The following is a 16,288-nucleotide window of genomic DNA, read 5'->3' as shown; positions in this document are numbered from 1 at the left end:
CTGCGCTGCTACCCTTCCACCGTTCTTACACGTGCAGCCGCTGAAACTTCCGCAATGACCGTTCCCCCCCTTTGTCGCATCTCGACCGGCTGGAAGCCGAGAGCATCCATATCCTGCGCGAGGTCGCGGCCGGCTTTGCCAACCCGGTGCTGCTGTATTCGGTGGGCAAGGACAGTTCGGTGCTGCTGCACCTGCTGCTCAAGGCGTTCGCGCCCGGGGTGCCGCCGATCCCGCTGCTGCACGTGGATACGCGCTGGAAGTTCCGCGAGATGATCGCCTTCCGCGACCGTCGCGTGGCCGAGACCGGCGTGGACCTGCGGGTGCACATCAACCCCGATGGCGTCGCCCGCGACATCGGCCCGGTGAGCCATGGCGCCGCGGTGCATACCGACGTGATGAAGACCCAGGGCCTGAAGCAGGCGCTGGACAAATGGAAGTTCGACGCGGCGATCGGCGGCGCGCGCCGCGACGAGGAGAAATCCCGGGCCAAGGAGCGCGTGTTCTCGTTCCGCAACGACCGCCACCGCTGGGACCCGAAGAACCAGCGGCCGGAGCTGTGGAACCTGTACAACGCGCGCATCCACCCCGGCGAGAGCGTGCGCGTGTTCCCGCTGTCCAACTGGACCGAGCTGGACATCTGGCTCTACATCTACCGCGAGAAGATCCCGGTGGTGCCGCTGTACTTCGCCGCCGAACGCCCGGTGGTCGAGCGCGACGGCAGCCTGATCATGGTCGACGACGCGCGCCTGCCGCTGCGTCCGGGCGAGGTGCCGCAGCTGCGCCGGGTGCGGTTCCGCACGCTGGGCTGCTACCCGCTGACCGGGGCCATCGAATCGCAGGCCGACACGCTGGAGAAGATCATCGCCGAAATGCTGGTGTCCACCAGTTCCGAGCGGCAGGGCCGGGTGATCGACCACGACCCGTCCGCGTCGATGGAGAAGAAGAAGCTGGAGGGCTATTTCTGATGAACGCACCGGCAACGTCTTCCGATATCGCCACCTACCTGCAGCAGCACGAATCCAAGCCGCTGCTGCGCTTCATCACCTGCGGCAGCGTCGATGACGGCAAGAGCACGCTGATCGGGCGGCTGCTGTACGAAAGCAAGCGCCTGTTCGACGACCAGCTGGCCGCGCTGGAGGCCGACAGCCGCCGCCATGGCACCCAGGGCGAACGTATCGACTATGCGCTGCTGCTGGACGGGCTGGCCGCCGAGCGCGAGCAGGGCATCACCATCGACGTGGCCTACCGCTATTTCGATACCGACCGCCGCAAGTACATCGTCGCCGACTGCCCGGGCCACGAGCAGTACACCCGCAACATGGCCACCGGCGCCTCCACCGCCGACCTGGCGGTGGTGCTGGTGGACGCGCGCAAGGGGCTGCTGCAGCAGACCCGCCGCCACAGCTACATCATCTCGCTGCTGGGAATCGGCCAGGTGGTGCTGGCGGTCAACAAGATGGACCTGGTCGGCTACGACGCGGCGGTGTTCGAGCGCATCGCCGCCGAGTACGCGGCACTGGCCGCGCAGATGGGCATCGCCCACGTGCAGGCGATCCCGCTGTCGGCGCTGGAAGGGCAGAACCTGTCGACGCGCTCGGCGTTGATGCCGTGGTACGACGGTCCCACCCTGATCGAGCACCTGGACACGGTGGCCATCGCCGGCCACGACGGCGGCGGCGGCCTGCGCCTGCCGGTGCAGTGGGTGAACCGGCCGCACCAGGATTTCCGTGGCTTCGCCGGCACCCTCGCCGCCGGCCAGGTGCGCGCCGGCGACGCGGTGGTGGTGCTGCCGTCGGCGCGGCGTTCGACGGTGCGCGAGGTGCTCGGCCCGGATGGCCCGCTGGACGTCGCCCGCGCCGGCCAGGCGGTGACCCTGGTCCTGGCCGACGAGATCGACGTCAGTCGCGGCGACGTGATCGCCGCCGCCGGCGATCCGCCGGAAGTGGCCGACCAGTTCGCCGCGCACGTGCTGTGGATGGACGATGCCGCGCTGCTGCCCGGGCGGCCGTACTGGCTGCAGATCGGCAGCCGCAGCGTGGCCGCCAGCGTCAGCGAGATCAAACACCGGATCGACGTGAACACGCAGGACAAGCTGGCGGCCAAGCGGCTGGAGCTGAACGAGGTGGGCTACTGCAACCTGTCCCTGGACGAACCCATCGCCTTCGAACCCTATGCGCGCAACCGCGCGCTGGGCGGCTTCATCCTGATCGACCGCCAGAGCAACGCCACCGTCGCCGCTGGTACCCTGGACTTCGCCCTGCGCCGTGCCGGCAACGTGCACTGGCAGCACCTGGACGTGGATCCGGCCGCGCGCGCGCGGATCAAGGGGCAGACCCGCGGGTGCTGTGGTTCACCGGCCTGTCCGGCGCGGGCAAGTCCACCATCGCCAACCAGGTGGAGAAGCGCCTGCACGCGCGTGGCTGCCACACGTTCCTGCTTGACGGCGACAACGTCCGCCACGGCCTGAACCGCGACCTGGGCTTCACCGACGAGGACCGGGTGGAGAACATCCGCCGCGTGGCCGAGGTGGCCCGGCTGATGGTCGACGCCGGCCTGATCGTGCTGGTCAGCTTCATCTCGCCGTTCCGTGCCGAGCGGCAGATGGCGCGCGAGCGTTTCGCCCCGGGCGAGTTCGTCGAGATCTTCGTCGACGTGCCGCTGGAGGTCGCCGAATCGCGCGACGTGAAGGGCCTGTACCGCAAGGCGCGGGCCGGGCAGATTCCCAATTTCACCGGCATCGATTCGCCCTACGAAGCGCCACAAGCGCCGGAACTGCACCTGTACGCCGACGGCGAGGCGCTGGACGCGATGGCCGACCAGGTCGTACGGCTGGCATTGCGCTGAGGCGCGGGCCGCGGAGCACCGCGGCCGCGTTGCACGCGCGGCCGATACTGCCCGCACCCGGGCCGGTGGCGCGGCGCTGGGCGGCGCACGTCCGCCGCCCCGGGCGGGCGCCCGCTTGCCTGCCGGCAAGGTGAATGCACGGCCGTCCTGCGCCGTCGCAGGGTCGCTTGCCGAAGTACGCGTCCGCGCCGTCCTGCGCCATCCCCGGCCATCCCGGGCGCGGTCCGGCGCTCGCGGCCGCCCGCCCCCGGGCGCGGCCGGAAGCCATGGCGGCAGGCAATGGGTGACCCCGCCCTGGTTATGGCCCGGCCCCACCCAATGGCACATCCGGCCCTTCACTGGCGGCGGCTAGACTGCGCGATCATGTAGCGGACGGAACGACGTATGTTGTGGCGTTTTTCGGCCACCCTGGCCGGTGGCATTGTCTTGGCGCTGGGAATGGCCGCCTGCGGCCGTGGGAGCGGCGATGCGCCGCGTGCGCAGGGCGCGCCGGTGCCGGTCACCACCCAGGTGGTCGCGCGTTCGGCCTGGAACGACACCCTGCAGGCCATCGGCACCACCCGGGCGCGCGAGTCGGTGACCGTCACCGCCAAGGTCAGCGAGATCATCGACGCGGTGCATTTCCGCAGCGGCCAGGAAGTGGCCGCCGGGGCACCGCTGGTGACCCTGCGCATCGACGCGCAGCAGGCGGCGCTGGCGCAGGCCCAGGCCACCTTCGACGAAGCCGACCGCCTGTACCGCCGGCAGAGCGAGCTGGCCACCCAGCAGCTGGTCGCCAGTTCCACCCTTGATACCCAGAAGGCGATCCGCGACGCGGCCGAGGCGCGGGTGCGGCAGATGCGCGCCGACGTGGCCGACCGCCAGGTGCGGGCGCCGTTCGCCGGCGTGCTCGGCATCCGCCAGGTCAGCCCCGGTTCGCTGGTCACCCCGACCACGGTGATCGCCACGCTCGACGACATTTCGCGGATGCATGTCGATTTCCAGGTGCCGGAAGCCGAGCTGGCCTCGCTCAAGCCCGGCGACAAGGTCAGCGGCAGCAGCATCGCCTACCCGGGGCGCAGCTTCGAGGGCGAGGTCAGCACTGTCGATGCGCGGGTCGACCCGGGCAGCCGCGCGGTCACCGTGCGCGCCGATTTCGCCAATCCCGACCATGCGCTGCGCCCGGGCATGCTGCTGGACGTGCGCGTGTTCCGCCCCGAGCGGCAGGCGCTGGTGATCCCGGAGATCGCGGTGGTCCAGGTCGGCCGTGACTCCTACGTGTTCCGGGTCCGCGACGACGCCACGGTCGAGCGCGCCGACGTCAGGACCGGCACCCGCCGCGCCGGCGTGGTGGAGATCGTGGAAGGGCTCGAGGCCGGCCAGCGCATCGTCGTCGACGGTACCGGCAAGCTGCGCCCGGGCCTGCGCATCGCCGACGCCAAGGCCGCGCCGGCCGCCGCCGGGGCCAGCGCCGAATGAAGCTGTCGGACCTGTCGATCAAGCGGCCGGTGCTGGCCGTGGTGATGAGCCTGCTGCTGGTGGTGCTGGGGCTGATGTCCTTCAGCCGCCTGACCCTGCGTGAGCTGCCGGCGATCGACCCGCCCATCGTCTCGGTGTCGGTCGACTACACCGGCGCCTCGGCGGCGGTGATCGAAAGCCGCATCACCCAGGTGCTGGAAGACGCGCTGGCCGGCATCGAGGGCATCGACACCATCAATGCGCGCAGCACCAACGGCCGCGCCTCGGTGAGCATCGAGTTCACCGCCAACCGCGACATCGAGGCCGCCGCCAACGACGTGCGCGATGCGGTCAGCCGGGTCGCCGACCGCATGCCCGAGGAAGCGCGCCCGCCGGAGATCGCCAAGGTCGAAAGCGATGCCGACCCGATCATCTGGTTCAACATGAGCTCCTCGACGATGGACACGCTGGAGCTCAGCGATTACGCCGAGCGCTACGTGGTCGACCGCTTCTCCAGCATCGACGGCGTGGCCCAGGTGCGCATCGGCGGGCGCCAGCGCTATGCCATGCGCATCTGGCTGGACCGCGACCAGCTGGCCGCGCGCGGGCTGACCGTGGGCGAGGTGGAATCGGCGCTGCGCAACGAGAACGTGGAGCTGCCGGCCGGGCGCATCGAGTCGGCCGACCGCGATTTCACCCTGCGCGTGGAGCGCAGCTACGTGGCCCCGGCCGATTTCGCCAGCATCCCGCTGGGCAAGGGCAGCGACGGCTACGTGGTGCGGCTGGGCGACGTGGCCAGGGTCGAGCTGGCCTCGGCCGAGCGCCGCGCCTATTACCGCAGCAACGGCGAGCCCGGCATCGGCATGGGCATCGTCAAGACCTCCACCGCCAATGCGCTGGACGTGGCCCGCGCCACCCGCGCCGAGGCCGAACGCATCGCCAGGACCCTGCCGGCCGGTACCCGGATCTTCGTCGCCTTCGACAACACCACCTTCATCGAGGCGGCGGTGGAGCGCGTCTATGCCACCCTGGTGGAGGCGATGCTCCTGGTGCTGGTGGTGATCTGGCTGTTCCTGGGCAGCCTGCGCGCGGCGCTGATCCCGGCGGTGACGGTGCCGGTGTGCCTGGTGGCGGCGTTCATCGCGCTGTTCGCCTTCGGTTTTTCGATCAACCTGTTCACCCTGCTGGCGCTGGTGCTGTGCATCGGCCTGGTGGTGGACGACGCCATCGTGGTGGTGGAGAACGTGCAGCGGCGCATCGACCTGGGCGAACCGCCGCTGGTCGCCGCGCGGCGCGGCACCGCGCAGGTGGCGTTCGCGGTGATCGCCACCACCGCGGTACTGGTGGCGGTGTTCCTGCCGGTCGGCTTCCTGGAGGGCAACACCGGCCGCCTGTTCCGCGAGCTGGCGGTGGCGCTGGCCGCGGCGGTGGCGCTGTCCGCGTTCGTCGCGCTGACCCTGACGCCGATGATGGCGTCCAAGCTGCTCAGGCCGCACAGCGAGCGCCGGCCCAACCGCATCAACCGCTTCATCGACCGCCAGCTGGCGCGGGTGGCGGCCGCCTACGGCCGGGTGCTGGACCGCCACGTACAGCGCAGCTGGGTATTCGGCCTGGTGATGCTGGCCGCGCTGGGTGCCAGCTGGGGCCTGTTCCGGCTGCTGCCGTCGGAGCTGGCGCCGGCCGAGGACCGCGGCTCGTTCCAGATCATCATCGACGGCCCGGAGGGCGCCGGCTTCGACTACACCGTCGGCCAGGTGCAGCAGGTCGAGCGCATCGTCGACCGCTTCGTCGGCCCCGAGGAGCCGATCGTGCGCGCCAACCCGCGCGTGCCCGGCGGCTGGGGCAACAGCGAGGAAATGCACACCGGCCGTATCAGCGTGTTCCTGCAGCCCTGGCGCGAACGCCAGGAAGCCACCGCCGACGTCGCCAGCGCGCTGCAGAAGGAACTGGACGGCCTCAGCGGCGTGCGCGTGCGCACCCAGGTCGGTGGCGGCCTGGTGCGCAGTTTCGGGCAGCCGTTCCAGGTGGTGCTGGGCGGGCCCGAGTACGTGGAGATCGCGCAGTGGCGCGACCGCCTGCTGGCGCGCATGGCCGACTACCCGGGCCTGGTCGGCGCCGATTCGGACTACAAGGAAACCCGGCCGCAGATGCGGGTCAACATTGACCGCCAGCGTGCGGCCGACCTGGGCGTGAGCGTGACCGACATCGGCCGCGCGCTGGAAACCATGATGGGCTCGCGCCGCGTCACCACCTTCGTCGACAACGGCGAGGAATACGACGTGCTGGTGCAGGCCGGCCGCGAGGGCCGTGCGTCGCCGGCCGACCTGGCGGCCATCCAGGTGCGCGCGCGTTCGGGCGAACTGGTGCCGCTGTCCAACCTGGTCAGCCTCGGCGAGGTGGCCGAGGCCGGCACCCTGAACCGCTTCAACCGGCTGCGCTCGATCACCATCAGCGCCAGCGTGGCCCCCGGCCACACCTTGGGCGAGACCATCGCCTGGGTGCAGCAGGTGGCCCGCGAGGAGCTGCCCGAGTACGCGCAGATCGACTGGAAGGGCGAGTCGCGCGAGTACCAGAGCGCCGGAGGCGCGGTGCTGCTGACCTTCGCCATGGCGCTGCTGGTGGTCTATCTGGTACTGGCCGCGCAGTTCGAGAGCTTCATCCATCCGCTGGTGATCATGCTGACCGTGCCGCTGGGCGTGCTCGGCGCCTTCGTCGGCCTGTACGTCAGCGGCGGCACGCTCAACCTGTTCAGCCAGATCGGCATCGTCATGCTGGTCGGCCTGGCGGCCAAGAATGGCATCCTGATCGTGGAGTTCGCCAACCAGCTGCGCGACGCGGGCCGCAACGTGCACCAGGCCATCGTCGAGGCCTCGACGGTGCGCCTGCGTCCGATCCTGATGACCTCCATCGCCACCGTGGTCGGCGCGGTGCCGCTGGTGCTGGCCGGCGGCCCGGGTTCGGCCAGCCGCGGCACCATCGGCATCGTGGTGATCTTCGGTGTCGCCGTTTCCACCTTGCTGTCGCTGTTCGTGGTGCCGGCGTTCTACGCGCTGCTGGCGCCGTACACGCAGTCGCCGGAAACGGTGGCCAACGAGCTGGCCAGGCAGGAACGCGACACGCCATCGGTGGGCGGGCATGCGTGAGCCGCCCGCCATCGGCGCGGTGCGGCTGCGCCACTGGCGGGCGGACGACCTGGCGTCGCTGCTGCGGCATGCCGATGACGCGGCGGTGTCGCGCGGGCTGGGCACGCGCTTCCCGTATCCCTACACCCGCGCCGACGGCGAGGCGTTCCTGTCCGGGCAGGTGCTGGACCTGTCCGGGCCGGTGTTCGCGCTGGAGATCGACGGTGAGGCCTGCGGCGGCATCGGCGTGCAGCAGGGCAGCGGCGAGCGCCGCCATGGCGCGACCCTGGGTTACTGGCTGGGGCGGCGCCACTGGGGGCAGGGCATCATGACCACGGTCGTGGACGGTTTCGCGCCGTGGGTGATGGAACAGCTGGGCCTGTACCGGCTCGCGGCACAGGTCATGGCCGGCAATCCCGCCTCGGCGCGGGTGCTGCTCAAGACCGGTTTCATCGAGGAAGGCCTGGAGCGCCAGGCCGTGTTCAAGGATGGCGTACTGCACGACATGCGCTGCTTCGCCCGCCTGCGGGCGTGGCCGCCGGGGTCGTGACGGCCCTGCACAGGGCCCTGCAATCGTGGAAGAATCGCCGGTTCCTGAAGCCGGCACCCGCCTACCTTCAGCCATCCGGGGAGATCGTGTGGAATCCATCGTCGAATTCGTAAATGGCATCATCTGGAGCAATGCGCTGATCTTCATGTGCCTGGGCGCAGGGCTGTGGTTCACCCTGCGCACCCGCTTCATGCAGATCCGCGGCTTTGCCGAGATGTGCCGGCTCACCGTGCGCGGGCAGAAGTCCGATGCCGGCGTCTCCTCGTTCCAGGCGCTGGCCATGTCGATGGCCGGGCGCATGGGCATCGGCAACATCGCCGGCGTGGCTACCGCCATCGCCTACGGCGGCCCGGGCGCGATCTTCTGGATGTGGGTGATGGGCTTCCTCGGCGCCTCCACCTCCTACGTCGAATCGACCCTGGCGCAGATATACAAGACCAAGGACGCCGAAGGCCGCTACCGCGGCGGCCCGGCCTACTACATCGAAAAAGCCATGGGGCTGAAGTGGTACGCGGCGGTGTTCGCGGTGGCCACGGTCATCGCCGCCGGCTTCCTGCTGCCGGGCGTGCAGGCCAACGCGATCGCCGACAGCGCGGTCAACGTGCTGTGCACCGGTGCCGACGCCTGCGCTTCGCTGGGCGGTGCGGCCAGCATGAAGCTGTGGATCGGTGTCGCGGTCGCGGCGCTGCTGGGCGTGATCATCTTCGGCGGGGTCAAGCGCATCGCCAGCTTCGCCGAGGTGATCGTGCCGTTCATGGCGCTGGGCTTCATCCTGATGGCCATCGTGGTGATGATGCTCAACGCCAGCAAGGTGCCGACGATGTTCGCCGACATCTTCTCCAGCGCCTTCGGCGCGCATGCGGCGTTCGGCGGCATCATCGGCCAGGCCATCGCCTGGGGCGTGAAGCGCGGCATCTACGCCAACGAAGCCGGCCAGGGCACCGGCCCGCACGCGGCCGCCGCGGCCGAAGTCTCGCACCCGGCCAAGCAGGGCTACGTGCAGGCGTTCGCGATCTACTTCGACACCATGCTGGTGTGCACCTCCACGGCTTTCCTGCTGCTGTCCACCGGCATGTACAACGTGTTCCGCGAGGTCACCGAGGGCGGCGTGCAGAAGCTGGAGGCGATCGTCAGCGGCGTGCCCGGCGTGGCGCCCTCCGAGGGCGCGCTGTTCACCCAGGCCGCGGTCGAGTCGGTGCTGCCGGGCTGGGGCGCGGGGTTCGTGGCGCTGGCGCTGTTCTTCTTCGCCTTCACCACGATCATGGCCTACTACTACATGGCCGAGACCAACCTGACCTACCTGGCCGGCAGCAACCGCACCCACCCGGCGGCGACCCTGGTGCTGCGCCTGGGCATCATGGGCATGGTGGTGTTCGGCGCCTTCCACAATGCCAAGATGGCATGGGCGCTGGGCGACATCGGCGTCGGCCTGATGGCATGGCTCAACGTGATCGCCATCCTGATCCTGCAGAAGCCGGCGATGCTGGCGCTGTCCGACTACGAGCGGCAGAAGAAGCAGGGCCTGGACCCGGTGTTCGACCCGGATGCGCTCGGCATCCGCAACGCCGATTTCTGGCGCGGCAACAAGTAAGCGAGTGCAACGGCAGTGAACAGCCCCTGGAACAACCGTCGTCCTTCCGCGCGCCCGCCGCGTGCCACGCCGCTGCCGCCTTCGGGCGCGCGCGGTGACGGTGCCGGCCCGGTGCGCGGCAACGACGAACTGCGCCTGTACGGCGTCAACGCGGTACTGGCGATGCACGCGCGGCGCCCGCAGGCGTTGCGCAAGCTGTACCTGGCCGAAGCGCTGATCCCGCGGCTGCAGCCGTTGCTGAAGTGGTGCGTGGGCAACCGCGTCGGTTACCGCGTGGTCGGCGAGGGCGATCTCAACAAGCTCGCCGCCACCACCCACCACGAGGGCGTGGTGGCCGACGTGCTGCGCGCCGAACCGCAGCCGCTGGCCGCCTGGCTGGCGGCGCTGCCTGACGGGCCGGTGCTGGCGCTGTGGCTGGACGGCGTGGGCAACCCGCACAACTTCGGCGCGATCCTGCGCTCGGCCGCACACTTCGGAGCGGCTGGCATCCTGCTGCCGGCCGAGTCGACGCTGAGCCTGTCCGGTGCCGCCGCCCGCGTCGCCGAGGGCGGTGCCGAAGCGGTGCCGCTGGTACGCCTGCCGGCGCTGCCGCAGGCGCTGTCGCAGCTGCGCGATGCCGGTTTCGCGCTGGCCGCGACGCTGGTGGAGGGCGGGCAGGACCTGTTCGCCACGCCGCTGCCGCCGCGCATGGTCTACGTGATGGGTGCCGAAGGCGAGGGCATGGACCGCGAGTTCGCGCAGCACTGCGACCTGCGCCTGTCCATTCCCGGCACCGGCGCGGTGGAGAGCCTCAACGTCGCCGCCGCCACCGCGGTGTTCCTGGCGGGCTGGCGCAGCCGCCAGGCCCGGGACTGAGACTGCCCCGGGCGACCCCGGCCAGGCGCCGCCGCAAGGCGGTCGGGTTGTGCCAGGGACAGGCCCGCGCGGGGCCGCCGGCCTCGCGCTGCCGGCGCGGTGTATCAGGCGCAGCTGGAGATGCCTTTGTCGGCTCCGTGCCTGCGCGGATCACGCGGTGGTGGCGGTCGCCTTCCGCAGCCCGGTTCGCCGCTGCGCCGCAGGCCAACCGGGTCGTGCCCGGGCACCCGCGGCGCGCCGGGCATCGGGCGCGCGGTTGGCTGGCATGCCCCGCTGGCCCACCTCCCGTGGCCACGGCCGCGCTCTATTCACTCTGCCGGCACGGATCCGGAAAGCGCTGCACGCATCCCGCCGTTTCCCTGCCGCCGCGGCAGGCACGTGCCTAGCCGCGGTAGCCGTTGCTGATCGGGTAGCGCCGCTCGCGGCCGAACGCGCGGCGCGAGATCTTCGGGCCGGGCGCGGCCTGGTGCCGCTTCCACTCGCTGGTGCGCACCAGCCGCAGCACCCGGGCCACCACGTCCGGCGCATAGCCGGCGGCGATGATGTCCTCGCGCGACTGCTCCTGGTCGATGTAGCGGTACAGAATGCCGTCGAGCACGTCGTAGGCCGGCAGCGAATCCTGGTCGGTCTGGTTCTCGCGCAGCTCGGCCGAAGGTGCGCGCGCGATCACCGCCGGCGGGATCACCGGCGCCCCGCCGACCGTGTTGCGCCACTTCGACAGACCATAGACCTCGGTCTTGTACAGGTCTTTCAGCGGCGCATAGCCGCCGCACATGTCGCCGTAGATGGTGGCGTAGCCGACCGCGTACTCGCTCTTGTTGCCGGTGGTCAGCAGCAGCCCGCCGAACTTGTTGGACAGCGCCATCATGATCACGCCACGGCTGCGCGACTGCAGGTTCTCCTCGGTCACGTCGGCGTCCTTGCCCTGGAACATCGCCGACAGCGACTGCATCAGCCCCTGGAACGCCGGCTCGATCGGGACCGTTTCCAGCTTCACCCCCAGCGCCCGGCACTGCTCGGCGGCCAGGTCGTTGGACAGCCCGGCGGTGTAGCGCGACGGCAACGCCACCGCGGTGACGTTGTCCGCGCCCAGGGCGTCCACCGCCAGCGCCAGCACCAGCGCCGAATCGATGCCACCGGACAGGCCCAGCCATACCTTGTCGAAGCCGTTCTTGCGGCAGTAGTCCTGGATGCCGCGGGTGATCGCGCGCCAGGCCAGTGCGTCCATGCTTTCGTCGCCGTCGTCGATCCAGCGCATCGGCAGGAACGACCGCGTATCGGCGTCGTAGTCGACCACCAGCATTTCCTCGGCGAAGGCCAGCGCCGCCGGGTGCACCGTACCGCTGCCGTCGGCCACCACCGAGGCGCCGTCGAACACCAGCGCGTCCTGGCCGCCTACCAGGTTGACGTAGGCGATGGCGGCGCCGCTGTCGCGACTGCGTTCGGCCAGCAGTGCGTCGCGCTGGGCATGCTTGCCGCGCTCATAGGGCGAGGCATTGGCCACCAGCACCAGTTCGGCGCCCTCGGCCACGGTCGCGGCCAGCGGTTCGGCGAACCACAGGTCCTCGCAGACCAGCAGGCCCAGCGTCACCCCGCCGACCTCGAACACGCAGTTGCCGCCGTCCGGATCGACGTCGAAATAGCGGCGCTCGTCGAACACCGCGTAGTTCGGCAGCTCGCGCTTGCGGTAGGTGGCGGCGACCGCGCCGTCACGCAGCACGCTGGCGGCGTTGTAGACCACCGCGCCGGCGCTCTGCGGCCAGCCCACCACCGCGACGATACCCTGCACCTGCGCGGCGATGTGGGCGATCGCCTGCTCGCACCCGCGCAGGAACGACGGGCGCAGCAGCAGGTCTTCCGGCGGATAGCCGCTGACCGCCAGTTCGGGGAACAGCACCACGTCGGCGCCGTACTCGTCGCGGGCGATCTGCGCCAGTTCGATGATGCGCGCGCTGTTGCCGGCCACGTCGCCGACCGGGAAGTCGTACTGCGCCAGGGCGATGCGGAGGGATCGGGACATGATGTCGGCTGCCTTGTCGTTGCAGGCGTCCACGACGGACGCGGGGTGGGACCAGGACGCCATTATCCCAGATGTGCTGTTGACGCCCGCTGATGCCGGCGATGCCCGTATGCGACAACGCCCCCGGCGACGGGGGCGCTGCTGCGTTGCCACGCCCGCGCCCGCTGCCGGGCGCGTGTCGCGGTCATTCCTTGGGCGGCACCACGTCGCGGGCCTCGCTGCCGAAGCTGCCTTCGGCCTCGGCGGCCAGGTAGGCGAACACGGTGTAGGCGGCCACGTTCTGCGCCAGCGCCTTCGGGTCGATCTTGTCCAGGGTGTCGTCGGCGGTGTGGTGCAGGTCGAAATAGTCGGTCCCGTCCTGCGCCAGCCACGCCCAGGCGCCGCCCTTGGCCGCCAGCGGCCCCACGTCCGGGCCCGGGCCGCCTTCGTCCGGGCGGTACGCGATGCCCAGCGGCGCGAGCACCCCGGCGATCTGCGCGGTGGCCTCGCGCGAGCCGGCGGGGTTGCCCGAGCCGGTGTTGAACGCGTAGATGCGGCCGGCTCCGAAGTCGCTCTCGGCGGCGATGTGCTGCAGCGGGATCTCCCCGGCCTTCGCCCGCGCGGCGGCATAGGCGTAGCCGCCGTGCAGGCCCTGTTCCTCGTTGGCGAAGGCGATCACCCGGATGGTGCGCCGTGGCGCCTGCCGCAGCTGGCCGATCAGGTGGCCGGCGGCCATGGTGATGCCGATGCCGGCGCCATCGTCGACCGCGCCGGTGCCCAGGTCCCAGGAATCGAGGTGGCCGCCGATCACCACCACTTCCTTCGGCAGTTCGCGGCCGGTGATTTCACCGATCACGTTCTGCGAGGTGTAGCTGCCGTCCCAGCCGCAGTCCAGGGCCATGCGGATGCGGGTCGGGCCGCGCGCAACCAGCCGCGCCAGCTGGTCGGCATCGGGCACCGACAGCGCCGCCGACGGCACCGGGGTCAGGCCTTCGTCGAAGCGGGTGATGCCGGTATGCGGCACGCGGTGCGAATCGGTGCCGGCCGAGCGCATGATGTAGCCGATCGCGCCCTTGCGGATCGCCTCGGAGGGGCCGCGGCTGCGGACCGTGCCGCCGATGCCGTAGTCCTCGCCGCTGCGGCTGCGGGTCATCTGGTAGTCGATGAAGGCGATCTTGCCGGCCAGTGAGCCGGCCGGCGCGGCCTTCAGTGCTTCCAGGCTGTCGAAGCGCACCACCTCACCCTCGGCGCTGCCGGCGGGGCTGCCACCCAGCGCGGTGATCGCCAGCGGCTGCGCATGCGCGCCCAGCACCTGCGCCTGCTCGCTGCGGCGCTCCCACTTGGGGAAGGTGACCGGTTCGGTCCATACCCGGTCGAAGCCCAGCGCCCTGAACTTGGCCTTGGCCCATTCCACCGCGCGCGCGTCGGCCTCGCTGCCGGCCAGGCGCGGGCCAACTTCGGTGGTCAGCGATTCGACCACCTTCCAGCCGGTATCGTCGGCCAGCGCCTGCTCGCGCAGTTCCACCGCACGGGCCAGCGCCTGTTCGGGGATGCGGGTGGGGGCGGCGTGCGCAGTGGCGCAGGCAAGCACGGTGGCGATGGCAAGGGCGAGGCGGCGCATGGCGGGCTCCGGGTCGGTTGGGGCGCACCTGGGCGTGCGCGGCCGCTGCGAGGGATTCGCAGACGAAAGAAGCCGCGAGCATACGCCCGCGGCTCCGGCTGCAACCGTGCTGGAGGTCACCGCCGCGCGGCGTTACTTCCTCAGGCTGTCGCGGATCTCGCGCAGCAGCAGTACTTCCTCGCTCGGCGCGGCCGGTGCGGCGGGCGCCGCTTCCTTCTTGCGCGACAGCCGGTTGACCACCTTGACCAGCATGAAAATGGCGAAGGCGACGATGACGAACTGCACCACGGTGTTGATGAAGTCGCCATAGCCGATGACCACCGCGGGGATCTCGGTGCCGTCGGCGGCCACCCGCGCCGGCGCCAGCGTCCAGGCGAGCTTGGAGAAATCGACATTGCCGATCAGCCAGCCGATCGGCGGCATGATCACCTTGTCCACCAGCGAGGTGACGATCTTGCCGAACGCGCCGCCGATCACGACACCGACCGCCAGGTCGATGACGTTGCCGCGCATCGCGAACTCCTTGAACTCACTGATCATTCCCACGGGTTTCTCCTGTAAAGCGTGAAAGGGGGCAGGCACAGACTACCCCGACACCGGTCATCCGGCGATCATGCCGTCGCGGCGCGCGATGTCGCCCAGCCGCGCGCTGAAACGGTCGCCGGGCCGCAGCGCGGCCACGCCGGCCGGCGTGCCCATGAACACCAGGTCGCCGGCGCGCAGCGCGTAGAGCCGGGACAGTTCGTGCAGGATTTCGGCCACGTTCCAGATCATGTTGTCCAGCGTGGCGTGCTGCCGGGTCTGGCCGTTGACCTGCAGCGACAGCGCCAGCGGCGCGAGCTCGCCCACCTGCGCGGCGGGCACCAGTTCGCTGACCGGCGCCGAATGATCGAAGCCCTTGGCGATGTCCCAGGGGCCGCCCTTGGCCTTGGCCGCGGCCTGCAGGTCGCGACGGGTCAGGTCCAGGCCGACGCCGTAGCCCAGCACCAGCGACATCGCCTGTTCGACCGGGAGTACACCGTCCGGCGCATCCTGGCCCAGCGCGACCACCAGTTCCACTTCGTGGTGCAGGTCGGCGGTCGCCGGCGGGTAGGGAACCGGTGCGTCGCCGGTGACGATGGCGTCGGCCGGCTTCATGAAGAACATCGGCTGCCCGCGCTCGGCAGCGGAGGCCGGTGCATTGGCGCCCATCTCGCGCGCGTGGTCGGCGAAGTTGCGGCCCACGCAGTAGATGCGGCGCACGGGGAAGGTGCCGCCGCCTGCCACCGGGATGCGGGGAACGGGCGGAGCGGGGATCAGGTCGGTCATGGTCGGTCCGGAAGCGGGAGCTGGCGCCATGATGCCGGACGCCGCCGCCGCGCTGGTAGTACCGGTGGCCATGCGCGCGGTGGCGCCGGATGCAACACGCCCGGCAGGAGCCGGGCGCGGGTGTCGAAGCCTGGGGCGGGGACGCCCGGCGTCAGTGGGCGTGCGGCAATGCCGGCTTGCGCACCACGCGGTACTCGCCGTCCATCACCTTGCCGGCGGCCTTGCCCGCGGCACGCGCCTTGCGCGCGGCCAGCAGCTTCCAGCTCAGCCCGACCAGGATCATCGCCGCGCCGACGAACAGCCCGGCCACGACCAGGACCGCGAGGATCGCCAGGCCCAGCAGGCCCAGCGCGATCCGCAGCAACGGGTTGCGGGGCTTGCGCGGCGCGAACAGGTTGCGGAGGGTGGCGAACTGGAAGTAACGGATCTGCATGTCGGCGGTATGACGATTTGGCTGGCCGAAGTATCGGTGGGGATGCGGGTCAATGAGTGAATTTGTCGTTAAATGCGGTCGCCCATTCATGCTGCCCCCTGGCTGGGCGGGGCGGGCCGGCGTGCGACAATCGGCGCAATTTCCTGCTGTCATGCGGTCCCGCGATGTCCATGTCCGTACCTTCCGCCGTCGAGCTGGCCCGGCTCGACGCCCTGCCCGACCCGGGGTTCCTGCTGGTGGAGGCGGTGGTCGAGGGCGATGCCGAGCCGCTGATCCTGTACCGCGAGGGCGAGCAGGTACGGGCGTGGCTCAATGTCTGCCCACATGCCGGCCGGCCCCTCGACTGGGCGCCGGGGCAGTTCCTGAAGAGTCGCGACGGCCGCCTGGTGTGCGCGGTGCATGGCGCCGCGTTCGAGCTGCAGGGCGGGGCCTGTGTGTCCGGGCCCTGCAAGGGCGACGCGCTGCGCGCGGTGCCGGTGCGGGTGCAGGACGGCAGGGTACTGCTGGGCTGATCCCGCCGCCCCCGGC

12 protein-coding genes and 1 pseudogene are annotated in these 16,288 nt (G+C 70.7%); 8 read left to right on the top strand and 5 right to left on the bottom strand.

The features are described 5' to 3' along the window. Positions 1–71 precede the first annotated feature (71 nt). The 7 genes and pseudogenes from B1L07_12175 to B1L07_12145 all read left to right on the top strand — a co-directional run bounded on the left by B1L07_12175 (position 72) and on the right by B1L07_12145 (position 10,399). Positions 72–965 carry a sulfate adenylyltransferase small subunit gene (locus B1L07_12175; GenBank protein AUZ55718.1) on the top strand — a complete coding sequence of 298 codons (894 nt, stop codon included), beginning with the start codon at positions 72–74 and terminating at the stop codon, positions 963–965. Further along, positions 965–2,844, top strand: a pseudogene (locus B1L07_12170) (adenylyl-sulfate kinase). Before B1L07_12175 ends, B1L07_12170 begins: the two are co-directional and overlap by 1 nt. A gap of 384 nt (positions 2,845–3,228) precedes the next feature. Continuing rightward, positions 3,229–4,302 carry an efflux transporter periplasmic adaptor subunit gene (locus B1L07_12165; protein ID AUZ55717.1) on the top strand — a complete coding sequence of 358 codons (1,074 nt, stop codon included), beginning with the start codon at positions 3,229–3,231 and terminating at the stop codon, positions 4,300–4,302. After that, entirely contained in the window at positions 4,299–7,424 is a 3,126-nt protein-coding gene (locus B1L07_12160; protein ID AUZ55716.1) for a multidrug transporter AcrB, read from the top strand. Before B1L07_12165 ends, B1L07_12160 begins: the two co-directional genes overlap by 4 nt. Beyond that, positions 7,417–7,953, top strand: a complete 537-nt coding sequence (locus tag B1L07_12155; GenBank protein AUZ55715.1) for a GNAT family N-acetyltransferase — start codon at positions 7,417–7,419, stop codon at positions 7,951–7,953. Before B1L07_12160 ends, B1L07_12155 begins: the two co-directional genes overlap by 8 nt. Before the next feature lie 88 nt (positions 7,954–8,041). Next, positions 8,042–9,544 (top strand): sodium:alanine symporter, encoded by a 1,503-nt coding sequence (locus B1L07_12150; protein ID AUZ55714.1) that lies wholly within the window; start codon positions 8,042–8,044, stop codon positions 9,542–9,544. A gap of 15 nt (positions 9,545–9,559) precedes the next feature. Next, a complete protein-coding gene (locus B1L07_12145) occupies positions 9,560–10,399 on the top strand; it encodes an rRNA methyltransferase (GenBank protein AUZ55713.1) in 840 nt (279 codons plus the stop codon). Between the two features lie 382 nt (positions 10,400–10,781). Here the strand turns inward: B1L07_12145 and B1L07_12140 are convergent, their stop codons facing one another. From B1L07_12140 to B1L07_12120, 5 genes are all read right to left on the bottom strand, one after another. Then, positions 10,782–12,419, bottom strand: a complete 1,638-nt coding sequence (locus B1L07_12140) for an NAD+ synthase (GenBank protein AUZ56579.1) — start codon at positions 12,417–12,419, stop codon at positions 10,782–10,784. Positions 12,420–12,603: 184 nt separating this feature from the next. Continuing rightward, the gene (locus B1L07_12135; protein AUZ55712.1) at positions 12,604–14,019 is read right to left on the bottom strand and encodes an aminopeptidase; all 1,416 of its coding nucleotides are present in this window, start codon (positions 14,017–14,019) and stop codon (positions 12,604–12,606) included. 132 nt (positions 14,020–14,151) lie between these two features. Then, positions 14,152–14,565 carry a mechanosensitive ion channel protein MscL gene (locus tag B1L07_12130; GenBank protein ID AUZ55711.1) on the bottom strand — a complete coding sequence of 138 codons (414 nt, stop codon included), beginning with the start codon at positions 14,563–14,565 and terminating at the stop codon, positions 14,152–14,154. 54 nt (positions 14,566–14,619) lie between these two features. Next, positions 14,620–15,327 carry a fumarylacetoacetate hydrolase gene (locus tag B1L07_12125; protein ID AUZ55710.1) on the bottom strand — a complete coding sequence of 236 codons (708 nt, stop codon included), beginning with the start codon at positions 15,325–15,327 and terminating at the stop codon, positions 14,620–14,622. A gap of 151 nt (positions 15,328–15,478) precedes the next feature. Next, on the bottom strand, positions 15,479–15,760 hold the full coding sequence (locus B1L07_12120; protein AUZ55709.1) for a hypothetical protein: 282 nt from the start codon (positions 15,758–15,760) through the stop codon (positions 15,479–15,481). 170 nt (positions 15,761–15,930) lie between these two features. Here B1L07_12120 and B1L07_12115 point away from each other — a divergent pair, with 170 nt between their 5' ends. After that, complete coding sequence (locus tag B1L07_12115; protein ID AUZ56578.1) at positions 15,931–16,272, top strand: ferredoxin; 342 nt, start codon at positions 15,931–15,933, stop codon at positions 16,270–16,272. Positions 16,273–16,288 lie beyond the last annotated feature (16 nt).

This window comes from Stenotrophomonas acidaminiphila (genome assembly GCA_002951995.1).
Lineage (GTDB): Bacteria > Pseudomonadota > Gammaproteobacteria > Xanthomonadales > Xanthomonadaceae > Stenotrophomonas > Stenotrophomonas acidaminiphila_A.
Note: the sequence above shows the minus strand (reverse complement) of the source record. Positions and strands in the feature narration are given on the sequence as shown.